15 protein-coding genes, 1 tRNA gene, 1 other RNA gene and 2 pseudogenes are annotated in these 12,126 nt (G+C 41.9%); 13 read left to right on the plus strand and 6 right to left on the minus strand.

What is annotated here, in order from left to right:
* From ACFIKI_RS06260 to ACFIKI_RS06290, 7 genes are all read left to right on the plus strand, one after another.
* A partial coding sequence (locus ACFIKI_RS06260; protein WP_375666360.1) for a hypothetical protein occupies nucleotides 1-195 on the plus strand: 195 nt, incomplete at its 5' end.
* 28 nt (nucleotides 196-223) lie between these two features.
* Nucleotides 224-388 carry a hypothetical protein gene (locus ACFIKI_RS06265; protein WP_375666361.1) on the plus strand — a complete coding sequence of 55 codons (165 nt, stop codon included), beginning with the start codon at nucleotides 224-226 and terminating at the stop codon, nucleotides 386-388.
* Nucleotides 385-579: a hypothetical protein gene (locus tag ACFIKI_RS06270; RefSeq protein WP_375666362.1), complete on the plus strand. Its 195-nt coding sequence runs from the start codon at nucleotides 385-387 to the stop codon at nucleotides 577-579. Before ACFIKI_RS06265 ends, ACFIKI_RS06270 begins: the two co-directional genes overlap by 4 nt.
* A complete protein-coding gene (locus tag ACFIKI_RS06275) occupies nucleotides 576-794 on the plus strand; it encodes a hypothetical protein (protein ID WP_375666363.1) in 219 nt (72 codons plus the stop codon). Before ACFIKI_RS06270 ends, ACFIKI_RS06275 begins: the two co-directional genes overlap by 4 nt.
* A gap of 195 nt (nucleotides 795-989) precedes the next feature.
* Nucleotides 990-1,754, plus strand: coding sequence for a lambda exonuclease family protein (locus ACFIKI_RS06280; protein ID WP_375666364.1), 765 nt, complete (start codon nucleotides 990-992; stop codon nucleotides 1,752-1,754).
* A gap of 119 nt (nucleotides 1,755-1,873) precedes the next feature.
* Nucleotides 1,874-2,155, plus strand: a complete 282-nt coding sequence (locus ACFIKI_RS06285; RefSeq protein WP_375666366.1) for a hypothetical protein — start codon at nucleotides 1,874-1,876, stop codon at nucleotides 2,153-2,155.
* A gap of 28 nt (nucleotides 2,156-2,183) precedes the next feature.
* The gene (locus ACFIKI_RS06290; RefSeq protein WP_375666367.1) at nucleotides 2,184-2,429 is read left to right on the plus strand and encodes a hypothetical protein; all 246 of its coding nucleotides are present in this window, start codon (nucleotides 2,184-2,186) and stop codon (nucleotides 2,427-2,429) included.
* Between the two features lie 968 nt (nucleotides 2,430-3,397).
* On the opposite strand, the pseudogene ACFIKI_RS06295 reads toward ACFIKI_RS06290, so the two are convergent.
* A pseudogene (locus tag ACFIKI_RS06295) lies at nucleotides 3,398-3,631 on the minus strand (DnaJ domain-containing protein); the annotation flags it as partial.
* A gap of 288 nt (nucleotides 3,632-3,919) precedes the next feature.
* A complete protein-coding gene (locus ACFIKI_RS06300; RefSeq protein ID WP_375666368.1) occupies nucleotides 3,920-4,369 on the minus strand; it encodes a hypothetical protein in 450 nt (149 codons plus the stop codon).
* A gap of 953 nt (nucleotides 4,370-5,322) precedes the next feature.
* On the opposite strand from ACFIKI_RS06300, the gene ACFIKI_RS06305 reads away from it, so the two are divergent.
* Nucleotides 5,323-5,484 carry a hypothetical protein gene (locus ACFIKI_RS06305; RefSeq protein WP_375666369.1) on the plus strand — a complete coding sequence of 54 codons (162 nt, stop codon included), beginning with the start codon at nucleotides 5,323-5,325 and terminating at the stop codon, nucleotides 5,482-5,484.
* Nucleotides 5,485-6,149: 665 nt separating this feature from the next.
* Here the strand turns inward: ACFIKI_RS06305 and ACFIKI_RS06310 are convergent.
* Nucleotides 6,150-6,224 (minus strand) — tRNA-Thr (locus ACFIKI_RS06310).
* A 175-nt stretch (nucleotides 6,225-6,399) separates the two neighbouring features.
* Here ACFIKI_RS06310 and ACFIKI_RS06315 point away from each other — a divergent pair.
* The 5 genes and pseudogenes from ACFIKI_RS06315 (at nucleotide 6,400) to ACFIKI_RS06335 (ending at nucleotide 9,885) form a co-directional block, all read left to right on the plus strand.
* Nucleotides 6,400-6,552, plus strand: coding sequence for a hypothetical protein (locus tag ACFIKI_RS06315; protein WP_375622776.1), 153 nt, complete (start codon nucleotides 6,400-6,402; stop codon nucleotides 6,550-6,552).
* Between the two features lie 159 nt (nucleotides 6,553-6,711).
* Complete coding sequence (gene murA, locus ACFIKI_RS06320; protein ID WP_375666370.1) at nucleotides 6,712-8,007, plus strand: UDP-N-acetylglucosamine 1-carboxyvinyltransferase; 1,296 nt, start codon at nucleotides 6,712-6,714, stop codon at nucleotides 8,005-8,007.
* A gap of 72 nt (nucleotides 8,008-8,079) precedes the next feature.
* Nucleotides 8,080-8,422 (plus strand): annotated as a pseudogene (locus ACFIKI_RS06325) (UDP-N-acetylglucosamine 1-carboxyvinyltransferase); the annotation flags it as partial.
* Between the two features lie 429 nt (nucleotides 8,423-8,851).
* The gene (locus ACFIKI_RS06330) at nucleotides 8,852-9,244 is read left to right on the plus strand and encodes a helix-turn-helix domain-containing protein (protein ID WP_375666371.1); all 393 of its coding nucleotides are present in this window, start codon (nucleotides 8,852-8,854) and stop codon (nucleotides 9,242-9,244) included.
* Nucleotides 9,245-9,486: 242 nt separating this feature from the next.
* Complete coding sequence (locus ACFIKI_RS06335; RefSeq protein WP_375666372.1) at nucleotides 9,487-9,885, plus strand: helix-turn-helix domain-containing protein; 399 nt, start codon at nucleotides 9,487-9,489, stop codon at nucleotides 9,883-9,885.
* A gap of 345 nt (nucleotides 9,886-10,230) precedes the next feature.
* On the opposite strand, the gene ACFIKI_RS06340 is transcribed toward ACFIKI_RS06335, so the two are convergent.
* The 3 genes from ACFIKI_RS06340 to ssrS all read right to left on the minus strand — a co-directional run bounded on the left by ACFIKI_RS06340 (nucleotide 10,231) and on the right by ssrS (nucleotide 12,125).
* Complete coding sequence (locus tag ACFIKI_RS06340) at nucleotides 10,231-11,052, minus strand: TIGR00282 family metallophosphoesterase (RefSeq protein WP_375666373.1); 822 nt, start codon at nucleotides 11,050-11,052, stop codon at nucleotides 10,231-10,233.
* Nucleotides 11,053-11,070: 18 nt separating this feature from the next.
* Nucleotides 11,071-11,676 (minus strand): 5-formyltetrahydrofolate cyclo-ligase, encoded by a 606-nt coding sequence (locus tag ACFIKI_RS06345; protein ID WP_375666374.1) that lies wholly within the window; start codon nucleotides 11,674-11,676, stop codon nucleotides 11,071-11,073.
* 288 nt (nucleotides 11,677-11,964) lie between these two features.
* A non-coding RNA gene (gene ssrS / locus ACFIKI_RS06350) (6S RNA) lies at nucleotides 11,965-12,125 on the minus strand.
* Between the last annotated feature and the right edge of the window lies 1 nt (nucleotide 12,126).

The raw sequence follows: 12,126 nt of genomic DNA on the forward strand, positions 1-12,126 counted from the left end.
GGGGGGGATAAGGCAATGGAGGGGCAGCGGGTTATCCAGTGGAATGATACGAAAGCATGTTGGAGAACAAAAATGAGGCTTTTAGGGAAGAGAAGCAGCAGTGCAGCGTGGAGGAAAGGCAAGCTGGCACGTGCTAGAGGAAAAGAGCAGAGGAGGAAGAAAAGCAGAGCGTGTGATGGAGGGGGCGGGGTGTAGGGAAGCTGGGGGTGTAGGGAAGCAGCACATGAATATGCAAACTTGTTGGGAAATGGGAGGGAGCTTAGAGCGCATGCAAGGTGTGTATGCTGGAGAGGAGAGCGAGAATGTGGGAGTGAGAGCAAGGTGTTTAGAGATATGGGGCGTGATTTGGGGCGCTTTTGTGGTGCGTGCTGGGGGAGTGCTGCAATGAAATGGCCCAAGAGGTTTTTCATTGTGGTGACAATGGTGCACCTTATGCTTTCATTCTTGGGAGGGAAGCTTAGGGGAGCCGCTTTGGGGGGTGACTTTGGGGGGGGTGACTTGGGGGGAGGAGCTTTGCGGGGGCGTTTGTGCGGCTTTGGGAGGGAAATGTTGGTTACGTGGGAGGAAAAGGAGGGATGAAGAGCCCCATGTATGGGCAATTACGGGCTCTTGTGGGGGGCGTTGCCGGCTGGTTCATTGGGGGGGATAAGGCAATGGAGGGGCAGCGGGTTATCCAGTGGAATGATACGAAAGCATGTTGGAGAACAAAAATGAGGCTTTTAGGGAAGAGAAGCAGCAGTGCAGCGTGGAGGAAAGGCAAGCTGGCACGTGCTAGAGGAAAAGAGCTGGTTTAGACGTATTGGGACACGGGGGGAGATGTAAGGAGGACAGATTTTTGTGGTTTCAGCGGCACAATATTGAAGGATGCAGGATTGAAGGATGCAGGATGTTGTCGTTTTGAGTCCGTGTGAAGGATACAGCTTAAAAAAGGTGAATGCTTTAAAGAGGATATATTGCAAAACACTTTAAAAATGAAGGGGAGAAATACTATGCCAATCATTATCGATTGTATTCAAGGAACAGAAGAATGGCAGAAGGTGCGTAGTGGTTTGATTACGGCTTCTTTGTTTGAGATGGTTATGGCACGAACAAAACAAGGGCAAAAAACGTCACGCTATCAGAGTGTGATGATGAAATTGGCGGGAGAAAGAATTACAGGAAAAACCGTTGATGAAGGAACAACGCTTGCTCAGCGACGCGGGACTGAATTAGAACCAATCGCGCGACAGCTTTATGGAAAACTGACACATACAGAACCTGAATGTATTGGCTTTGTTTTGGCTGATGATCGCGGACAAGGATTTTCTCCCGATGCTTTTGTGGGAAAAAATGGCTTATTAGAAATTAAAACAAAAAAACCTGAAATTTTGATCCCTCATTTTACTCAAAAGAGCTTTCCAGCAGAACATAAAGCACAATGTCAAGGAGGGTTGTGGATTTCTCAACGCGAATGGGTGGATTTAATGCTCTATTGGCCGGATATGCCCCCTTTGATTAAACGGGCTTATCGTGATGAAGCGTATATTTGCAAGCTTGAAAATGAAATTAGCCGTTTTAATGAGGCTTTGGAGAAGATGGTACAGCAAATTAAATCTATTGGGACAGGTTTTCATATAAGAACAGAAATTGCTTTGAAGGAGGGGGAAGAAAGGGTGCTTGGAATGAAGACAAGGCGTATGCTGGAGGGCAAAACAAGAATGAGACGGGGTGGGAAGGGATCTTGTGTAGCGTTGAGGAGAGGCAAAGTTCTATAAAAAGCAAGTTCAGGGGGAAAAGAGCTGTTTTTTGTATTGGAGGAGGGGGCCAAACAAGGGAGGGCGCAGGGAAGTAGGGGAGCGTAGCGACTTGGGGGAGGAGCTTTGCGGGGGCGTTTGTGCGGCTTTGGGAGGGAAATGTTGGTAGCCCCATGTATGGGCAATTACGGGCTCTTGTGGGGGGCGTTGCCGGCTGGTTCATTGGGGGGGGGGATAAGGCAATGGAGGGGCAGCGGGTTATCCAGTGGAATGATACGAAAGCATGTTGGAGAACAAAAATGAGGCTTTTAGGGAAGAGAAGCAGCAGTGCAGCGTGGAGGAAAGGCAAGCTGGCACGTGCTAGAGGAAAAGAGCAGAGGAGGAAGAAAAGCAGAGCGTGTGATGGAGGGGGCGGGGTGTAGGGAAGCTGGGGGTGTAGGGAAGCAGCACATGAATATGCAAACTTGTTGGGAAATGGGAGGGAGCTTAGAGCGCATGCAAGGTGTGTATGCTGGAGAGGAGAGCGAGAATGTGGGAGTGAGAGCAAGGTGTTTAGAGATATGGGGCGTGATTTGGGGCGCTTTTGTGGTGCGTGCTGGGGAAGAGGAATGCCGCGCGTTCTGCTTTTGTCTAGGGGGAAGTTTGGGGGGGGAAGTTTGGGGGGGGGAAGTTTGGGGGAAAAGTTTGGGGTCATGAATGTGAAAGCATGGTGGGAAAATGGGGAGGGTAAAACAAGAATGAGGCGCGGTGGGAAGGGATCTTGTGTAGCGTTGAGGAGAGGCAAGCTTTAGTCATAAGGCAAGAAGTAGGCGGAAAAGCAGGTGGGTGTTGAAGGGAGAGAGACTTCGCGTGACAGCTATTGCTTGGGAAAATGGAAGAAGGTGTTTCAGAGGGGAAGTCAAGTGAAAAATAAGAGAGATAAGGAAAAACTTTGGGGGAAGATGTTAGGGAAGTGAGATAGGAGATGGGCGCGCGGTTCTGGCCGCTTTTGTGTTGTGCTGTGTTTGGGGGCGCGATGAAAGACCCCCATGATGGCTAAGTTGCCGGACAAGTGCTTTTTCATTGGAGAGGAAATGCTCCTTGTGGTGCTTTTGTTCATTGAGAAAGTGTCGTTTGAGGGGCGTTTTTTAGCCGATATGGGAAAAAGATGTAGCGGCATGAGAAAAAGACTGTGTGGAGTCAAGTGAGCTTGGTGGGGGAAAGGTTGGGGGGCAGGTTGTGGAAGAAAATAGAGGGGTGGAGGAAACGGGAGAATAAAAAAAGAACGGATAAAGACGCGACAACCTTTATGGTTTCGACAATCCCTGGTTATAGAAAATCAAAAATGACCACATCTTGTAAATTCACTGTGGGTCGTTCTTAAAGCTCTTCAAAAGCACTGATCAATAAATATTTCTCCATATAACTTTGATAAATGATATTAGTATGATCCCGAAGATAAATGCTCCAATATTTACCAAATATCCTTTTATGCTGATGAAAATTAATAACCCTATACTTATTATTCCTAGTGGTATATTCCACGTAAAAAACGAAATTATATAACACATTATAGGTATTATTCCACAAATAATGAAAATTACATTCATGATACTACCAATTACATGTTCGGTATTATTTTGTCGTCTGTTCTCTTGGTTTCTACTAATTTCAGAAGCCTTATGATTATCTTTAAAAGCTTTATGATAGAACGGATTGTAAGCAGCTCTCTTTTGAGGATCTTTAAGAACTTCATAGGCTTCACAAATTTTTCTGAATTTTTGTTCTGCTTCGGTACTAGAATTATAATCAGGAGGGTATTGCAGAGCTAATTTACGAAAAGCAGATTTTATCTGTTTATCATTGCATGCGGAGCTTACACCAAGAATTCCATAATAATCGTCTTCATTTACTATCATTAATACAGCCACTTGTATATTGCTCTTATTTTATAAGATCGTTTAATTGATCTCTTTTGAATGTATCGAAATGTGTTATTTTTATGTTATAAATATGGTGAAAATTGTATTGAGTGGCATGGCTGTACTTGGGGCTATTGTCTCTAAATGAGAGGAGATACAGTTCAAAACGCTTAAAAATGCAGGGTGTTTTTAATATTTTAGGAATATTTTTTACAAAAATAGATTAAAAGAGAGACGATAAATCAAATGTAAAAGGGACAGCAATAATAGCCAAGGTTGTCATTATTATAAATAAACAGGCAGGAACCTAAATCTAAAACGCCAAAGTAAACTTATGGGAACAGACATTATCGTTGTTATTACGAATGCTACGATAAACCATTGCAGGAATAAGTTCATTATATTGATTTCATGATTAAAACGATTTTGATTAAGACGATTTTGTTTTAGTTCTTCCTCTGAAACACAATCGATAATAGAAACACCATAATAAACAGGAAATTTTCTACTTGGACAAGCACTAACAGAAAATTGTTCAAGCTCTAACCATTCTCTTTCGCGTTCTTTTTCTAATAGCTTCTTTTTTATTTTCTGTCTTATATATTCTTTTGAAATACAATTGATCGGAGAAGTACTTTCAACAAAAAGACCATCTATTGTACATCCACTCGTTGTATGATGCGTAAATAAAACAGCGCTTATTACGATAGCGAGGAAACTAAAGTGTTTAAACATAGGGTATTTATTGTCGTTTGTTTCTGATAAGCTTTTATAATTTATTTCTGTTGAATAAATCAATATGTGTTATTTTTATGTTGAAAATATGTGCAAAACATGTTTAATGAAAACGACAATGATGGTCATACTGTACTAAATAAGGGTGTGGTACAGGCTAAAACCCCGCACATGCGGGGTTTTAGTTCGCTGGAAGAGATATCACAGCAGAAAATATGCAGAATATGTAAGGGGACTCTGTAACCAAAATGGTTATTCTAGAGATGGGGATAGGAGGGAATATCCAAAATACTTCAAATGAAATATACTTGTTGTTGTACATTCACGCGCTTGCTTTAATAGAGATATCTCGCTCTAAGCTCATTTCACACCTATTTCTGCTGGCGTTCGTAAATCTTATACTGGCGCCTGTGAATAATATCGTGAGGGGTATAACGATAAAGCCCTTTAGATTATAAAGTCCGTAGATTATAAACATTGCGCATCTTATCTTTACTTTATGAAAAAGTAAGTTGGTACCATCTTTGGCTCGGTGCCAAGATTGTGACATGGGCTGTAGTTTTTGAGACGATTCATAATTTCATTCACTGTGGAGGGATTTTTTATAAAAGGCATGCTTTTCTTGGAAAGTTTCACGCCATACGGATCTTTCTGCTTGTGAACTGTAAGCGAAGAGGGGTGCTTGATTTCAATAGAACAGAGGGAAAGAACTTTTTACCCTTCGGATTCTTATGCAAGAGGAATAACGCTATCTGTATCAATTAAAGTATTCGTGTAAAAAAGATGCATGTTGAAAGAGGGGGGCTTAGAGCACGTGGAAAATCATAGTGTATAAAGTTGGCAATGAGGGATCTTCTTTGAAACGGCGGGCTATCAATTTTCTGGCATATGGGATGTCTGTTATATAGCTGGTATATAGGATGCCTGGTATATGGGGATGTCTGGTATATAGGATGCCTGGTATATGGGATTTTTGCCATATGGGAGCGTGGGGTGGCTTCTTGAAAGCTTTATTGAGGGGGGGCTGTTTGGTTTTTGCTTTTGGTAAGGGGCGGGGAGAATGGGAAAGGCGTTGTGAGGAGGGGCTGGAAATGGCTTTGTTAGATCTGTTGTAAATGACGAATAGGATCGATGAAGCTTATTCTAATTTTTAGAGGGAATGCTTGTGCTGCTTGAGGTGGACAGAGGAGCTGGAAAGATAAGATTATGGGGTTGGAGGCGGCTAAAGGTATCAACGGGATGTATTCAAACAATGAGTTTATAATAATTCATTATTGAGATTCAATTTGAATTGTAATGAGAGCCCAGAATGGTGTGAGATGGTCTTAGTCCTCTTATTCAAACGTTCTTATATTGAATCAAGTAAAATCGTTTGCTTGCATATTACAAGCGGGATGAGCTTGTGGGGGAAAAATATTCAAGAAATAAAATATTGAAAAAATAAAAATGCCTATATCGTCTCAAGTGACAAGAGCTGTTGCAACAGTGAGGCTTGGTAAAGAGAAGGATAGGGAAAATCTTACAGAAAGGAAAGAGAGGGAGAAGCAAGGAGAGAGAGGGAGAAGCAAGGGGTGGGGGATATTCTTTGGGGTGTGTCAATTTCAAAAGCCGTTCGCAAAGCATTTTGGAAATTAAGCGTGTCATTGAGGCTCTTGATTTTGAAAGCCATTGATTTTGAAAGCCATTGAAACCCATGGTTTAAAGAATGGAGGATTTGATAAAGCTGATGGAGGATGGTGGAAAAGAGAAGAGGAAAGAAGAAAAATAAAGAAAAATAAAATGGTGCTGCGAGAGAGGATTGAACTCTCGACCTCTCCCTTACCAAGGGAGTGCTCTACCACTGAGCTACCGCAGCCCTTTTCAATCTTTGCGCTGTCTTGTGCCATATTGTCAGAAAATAGGCAAGAGAACATTTGTATATTCTTGCAAGAAAACGTATCTTATGTCATGACATATGTTTCTTATATGCTTAAATATTTAAGGTTATGAGTTGCTTGATAGAAGCTCAACACTGTTTAAAAGGTTGCGCAATGACACAAATGTATCAAAAACAAAAACAAAATGAAATTAATCATCAAGATGAAAAAGCAAAACGACGTCAAGAAAGATTGGCACAACAATTGCGTCAAAACCTGAAACGTCGAAAAGAGCAAAGTCGTAAAAGAGCACAAACAGAACTCTAAAATGCAAAAAAATGTTTTTTAGTAAATTTTTGCAACCAAACTTCTCAATAATTTGTTCTCATAGTTAGAATGCGTTCTAAAACAATTAATAAAGCATAACTTCCCGAAGGGGGATAATCCTTTGGAAGGGCAGGCACAAAGGAAAAGAGGGAAAACACAATGGATTCTATTCAAATTGTTGGGGGAAAAAAACTTCAAGGAACAATTCCTATTTCTGGGGCAAAAAATGCTGCATTGCCTCTTATGATTGCAGCGCTGCTTACTGAAGAAACACTCACTTTAGAAAATATTCCGCATCTGGCCGATGTCGAATTGCTTATTCGTATTCTCAATAATCATGGGGTTGGATATGCCGTTGATGGACAAGAGTTTAACGATGAATGTGTGAATTCAAGAACAATTCATTTTACAGCGCAAAAAATAGCCACAACACGGGCGCCATACGAACTGGTGAAAAAAATGCGCGCAAGCTTTTGGGTTATCGGACCTCTGCTTGCACGATGCGCAGAAGCTTATGTTTCGCTTCCTGGAGGATGTGCTATCGGAACACGACCTGTCGATTTTATCCTTGAAGGACTGAAAACTTTAAGCGCACAGATTACTATCGAAAATGGATATGTTCATGCAAAAGCGCTAAAGGGGTTAAAAGGTGCTCACTATCGCTTTCCTAAAGTTACTGTTGGTGGAACCCATGTGATGCTGATGGCGGCGACAATGGCAAAGGGGACAACCGTTCTTGAAAATGCGGCTTGTGAGCCAGAAGTGACAAACCTTATTCGAACCCTGAATGCTATGGGGGCTCAAATAACCGGTGAAGGAACAACAACACTTACAATTGAAGGGGTGAAAAAACTCAGCGGTGCTAGAGTACGCGTTATTGCTGATCGAATCGAAGCGGGAACATATGCAATGGCTGTTGCTATGACGGGAGGAGATGTCTTTCTTAAAAATGCAAATCCTAATCATCTCACAAAAGTGCTTAAAGTTCTCCAAAAAACAGGACTCGAGATTCAAATAGAACCTCATGGAATTCATGTTAAGAGAAATCCAAAGAACACCAAAATTATGCCCGTTGATATTAAAACAGGACCTTATCCTGCTTTTCCAACGGATCTCCAAGCACAATTCATGGCGCTCATGACACGGGCTGAAGGAAGCGCGCATATTACAGAGACGGTTTTCGAAAATCGTTTTATGCATGTTCAAGAACTCAATCGCTTAGGAGCACAGATAAAGCTTGATGGGCAGACGGCAACCGTTTATGGAACAGAGAATTTGCAAGGGGCTCCCGTTATGGCGACGGATTTGCGCGCTTCTGTTTCTCTTGTAATTGCGGCATTGGCGGCAAAGGGAGAAACAATCGTTAATCGTGTTTATCACCTTGATCGTGGATTTGAGAGATTAGAAGAAAAATTGGCTCGTTGTGGCGCAAAAATCCAACGTATCACAGTGTAAAGCTTTCAAAGATATGCTCCAAAGAATGGCTTTGAGAGGTTGCTTGGGGGTTGGCTGTTGTGTGGGCGGCATGCTTTCATGACGCGGGCTGAAGGAATCGCGCATATTACAGAGACGGTTTTCGAAAATCGTTTTATGCATGTTCAAGAACTCAATCGCTTGAGGGTGCCGATAAAGCTTGATGGGCGAGAGGGCAACCGTCTCATGGAACAGAGAATTTGCAAGGGGCTCCCGTTATGGCGACGGATTTGCGCGCTTGTTGTTTTTCTTGTAATTGCGGCCCTCTTATCTTGTTCCATTGGCGGCAAAGGGAGAAACAATCGTTAATCGTGTTTATCACCTTGATCGTGGATTTGAGAGATTAGAAGAAAAATTGGCTCGTTGTGGCGCAAAAATCCAACGTATCACAGTGTAAAGCTGTAAGATGTCTCTCAAAAATGGCTTTGGGAGGGGGTGATATGTTGTTAGGTGTGCTTTTGGGAGGTGTGATCTCAAAAATAAAGGGTTATTAGTCCTCTCAATAAACGTGGGTTTTATTTCATGGTTTTGGAGTTTTTACGAGCGGGCATAAAAGTTTGAGAGGCGGGGGTGGAGCTCATAAAATAAAGACTGTTTTTAAATTTTATTGCTAATTTCCTGAAATTGCTTTATACCTTAAAGGGTAACTTTGGTCGTCTACGCAGCGATCAGTAGGGTCTGAAAGCCCTAAAGTTCAGTACATAAGATTAGCCTACTTTTGTAGGTATCCCGGGATTCCGGGAGTTTTTGCCATGTCCAGGTGCGATGAGCACTAAAAGCAAAAAAAGCTGACTGAACTCAGTACTTTCAGACTCCCGGAATACCAATGCGAGGGCGCTCGCAACCGGCAGGGGAGCTTGAAGTGAAAGCTAAAAATCCACACTTTAACGATATTTCGATAGGCAGAAAAATTCGCTTTAAAAGAACAATGATCGGGATGTCGCAAAAGAAATTAGGTAGCCAGTTAGGTGTGACTTTTCAACAAATCCAAAAATATGAAAAAGGCTCTAATCGTATAGGAGCTGGGCGTTTACAAGAAATTGCCGATATTCTTAATGTTCCCATTTCTTTTTTCTATACGGATCTCTCGACAAAAGAAAATGCCTTGTATTGCTGTGATGAAGGGATCGCAAGTAAAGAAGAGCACATCCTTTTGAAAAGTTTTAGAGAGCTCAAACCTAAAAAACAGAAAGCAATTTTGTGTTTGATTGTCTCATGAGATAAAAACACTGTTTTAAATTTATTGCTGGTCTCCAGAAATTATTTTATGAACAAGCACCAAGGTTCTCGTCGTACAGTGTGGTTGAATGGTGGAACCCAAAGCCTGAAAATCCAAGATGAAACATTAGCCTGCTTTATAAGTATCGCGAGATTCCGGGAGTTTTTGCCATGTCCAGGTGCGATGAGCACTAAAAGCAAAAAAGCTGACTGAACTCAGTGTTTTTGACTCCCGGAATACCAATGCGAGGGCGCTCGCAACCGGCAGGGGAGCTTGACGTGCAAACTAAAAATCCACACTTTAACGATATTTCGATAGGCAGAAAAATTCGCTTTAAAAGAACAATGCTGGGAATGTCGCAAAAGAAATTAGGTAGCCAGTTAGGGATGACTTTTCAACAAATCCAAAAATATGAAAAAGGCTCTAATCGTATAGGGGCGGGGCGTTTACAGGAAATTGCCGATATTCTCAATGTTCCCATTTCCTTTTTTTATTCCGATCTCTCAACAAAAGACAATGTCTTGTTTCCTTGTGATGAAGGGATCGCAAGTAAAGAAGAGCACATTCTTTTGAAAAGTTTTAGAGAGCTCAAACCTCAAAAACAGAAAGCAATTTTATGCCTGATTTCTCATTTGAAGTAAAAAGTTTAAAAAATCTCTTGCTAAATAAAATTATTATATACGCTCTTTTTTTAGAGAAGGGGTGTTAACATTTCCTCCGCAGAAATGTCCCAGTGTAGGCTTCTTCTCTTCATTCTAAAAAATCATAAAAAATTTATCCTTTATCTAAAGAATGACTTATGTCTGTTAGGAAGGTTGGGGAGCAAATTAAGGTGACAGCGTTTTAGGAAGAAAAAATTTTGCGAGGGGCTGGAAAAATCATCTTGCCAAAAAGAATAAGGGAATATTGGAGAGAAACCATCAAAGAGGCGGCTTAAAAGAGCAATCATTAAAAGAAGGGCAATAAAGAAGGATACCCAAAAAAGGCTACCAGAAATCTGGAACCTCAGGCTTTAAATGAGGACCAATCCGTACCGCCGAGACCTTGTTTGCTAAACCTGTGCGATCTGAAATCTCAACCGCTAAACCACAAAGGGTGGCTTCTCCACACGCCGGTTCAAAACGATCTCGCTTCTTTTTGTAAAGAAAACGGTGTAAGGGTTCTTCTTTATTCATTCCAAGTGATGAGTTGTAATCTCCACACATGCCAGCATCCGATAAATAGGCGCTCCCGTCTTCTAAAATCTGCGCGTCAGCCGTGGGAATATGCGTATGAGTGCCAACGATAACACTCACCCGACCATCAAGAAAATGTCCAAAACATTGCTTCTCACTCGTCGTTTCTGCGTGAAAGTCAAAAATAATCGCATCGGCTTGTTCCATCAAGGAACAGGCAGAGAGAATATTTTCTGCTGTTTCAAATGGATCTGATACTTTGCACGGCATAAAAACACTGCCTAAAAGATTTGCAACAAGAACACGGGCACCATTTCTTGCCGTAAAAACACCAACTCCTCTTCCTGGAGTCCCTTTCAAAAAATTGGCTGGACGTAAAAAACGATCACTCTCATGCGCATACTGCAATGCTTCTTTGTGAGAAAAAGCATGATTGCCTGTGGTGACAACATCAACACCGGTCATCAAAAGATCTTGATACGTCTCTTGCTTAAGACCAAAACCACCAGAGGCATTTTCACCATTTACCACAACAAAATCAAGCTGCCATTTCTCAATCAGTTGAGGAAGGTGTTCAAAAACAGCTTTACAGCCCGTGTTACCAACAATGTCACCTAAAAATAAAAAACGCATAGGCGCTTTAATCACATTTTAACATTTTAAGAAACCTTTTTCTGTAAAAATGCCCTGTAACTGTAAATCATATTCTGTCGGAGGAATAGAGGAAACTTCCTGACACGAGAAACCTATGCCCCATAATGTCATTGAATGTCCTTGCTTTTTGAGAGATTCAACCGCACGGTCATAATATCCTCCTCCATAGCCAAGACGGTGACAGTGACGATCAAACGCAGAAAGCGGAACAATAATATTATTGGGGACAACAACGCCATTGTCTGCACCCGGACCAAAGGTGCCAAAACGCATGGGCTCTAAAATCGTGCTGGGCGAAAAGGCACGGAAAATCATGGTGGTGGAATCAAGAACTGCCGGTAAGGCTAAATGTCCACCGCGTAACGCTATAGCATCAAGTAAAGGACGCGGGTCAATTTCCGATTTGATGGGCCAGTAGCCTGCCAAAATGAGGCGTGAAAAATCGGTTCCTTTTTGTTCAAGATACTCAATAACATGACAACAGGCACGCTGTGAAAAGAGGGCGCGCTCTTGTGTCGAAAGAGCATCACGCCGCGATAAACCACTTTGGCGGTGCTGTATGCGAACAGATGTAGCTGTCTTAGCAGAAGTATTCTGAGTCATTTTCTTAGCAATTCTTTTTATAAGCTGCTGGTATTTTATCCATTGTTGGCATTTTGTAAATCTCTGTATGCACAAAAGCTGGGCTGTGAAAAGAATGGGCGCGCTCTTGTGTCAGAAAGAGCATCATGCCACGATAAACCACTTTGGCGGTGTGGAAAGCGCCATAAAATAAAGCTCAGCGTAATTCTTATCTCTTGAAAAAGAAGTATCCTTATTGGGTCTATGAAAAAAGACGATCTTAATTTTTTAGCGGGAAAAATTTTTATGCAAAAAAGTTATACAAATAAAGGGTGATCCACAACAGCCGATGGAAAAAGTTGATCCCGGGAACCTATACAAATAGGTGGGCGCCATATGAAAAAACCCACGGGCTTCATCAGGGACAGCTCCCTTGGAGATCACTAAGGTCTCAGGAATATGTTATTTCCTGTCGAGAAGCGCAGAACACCC

Origin of the sequence: Bartonella sp. TT121SHDZB (assembly GCF_042193415.1) — a bacterium.
Classification (GTDB): domain Bacteria; phylum Pseudomonadota; class Alphaproteobacteria; order Rhizobiales; family Rhizobiaceae; genus Bartonella.

Coding starts and splice junctions, on each gene's coding strand:
- ACFIKI_RS06340 (WP_375666373.1), bottom strand. CDS start 11,052: ATGCGTTTTTTATTTTTAGGTGACATTGTTGGTAACACGGGCTGTAAA.
- ACFIKI_RS06335 (WP_375666372.1), top strand. CDS start 9,487: ATGCGAGGGCGCTCGCAACCGGCAGGGGAGCTTGACGTGCAAACTAAA.
- ACFIKI_RS06305 (WP_375666369.1), top strand. CDS start 5,323: ATGCCTGGTATATGGGATTTTTGCCATATGGGAGCGTGGGGTGGCTTC.
- ACFIKI_RS06270 (WP_375666362.1), top strand. CDS start 385: ATGAAATGGCCCAAGAGGTTTTTCATTGTGGTGACAATGGTGCACCTT.
- ACFIKI_RS06345 (WP_375666374.1), bottom strand. CDS start 11,676: ATGACTCAGAATACTTCTGCTAAGACAGCTACATCTGTTCGCATACAG.
- ACFIKI_RS06280 (WP_375666364.1), top strand. CDS start 990: ATGCCAATCATTATCGATTGTATTCAAGGAACAGAAGAATGGCAGAAG.
- ACFIKI_RS06315 (WP_375622776.1), top strand. CDS start 6,400: ATGACACAAATGTATCAAAAACAAAAACAAAATGAAATTAATCATCAA.
- ACFIKI_RS06290 (WP_375666367.1), top strand. CDS start 2,184: ATGAATATGCAAACTTGTTGGGAAATGGGAGGGAGCTTAGAGCGCATG.
- ACFIKI_RS06265 (WP_375666361.1), top strand. CDS start 224: ATGAATATGCAAACTTGTTGGGAAATGGGAGGGAGCTTAGAGCGCATG.
- ACFIKI_RS06330 (WP_375666371.1), top strand. CDS start 8,852: ATGCGAGGGCGCTCGCAACCGGCAGGGGAGCTTGAAGTGAAAGCTAAA.
- murA (WP_375666370.1), top strand. CDS start 6,712: ATGGATTCTATTCAAATTGTTGGGGGAAAAAAACTTCAAGGAACAATT.
- ACFIKI_RS06275 (WP_375666363.1), top strand. CDS start 576: ATGAAGAGCCCCATGTATGGGCAATTACGGGCTCTTGTGGGGGGCGTT.
- ACFIKI_RS06300 (WP_375666368.1), bottom strand. CDS start 4,369: ATGTTTAAACACTTTAGTTTCCTCGCTATCGTAATAAGCGCTGTTTTA.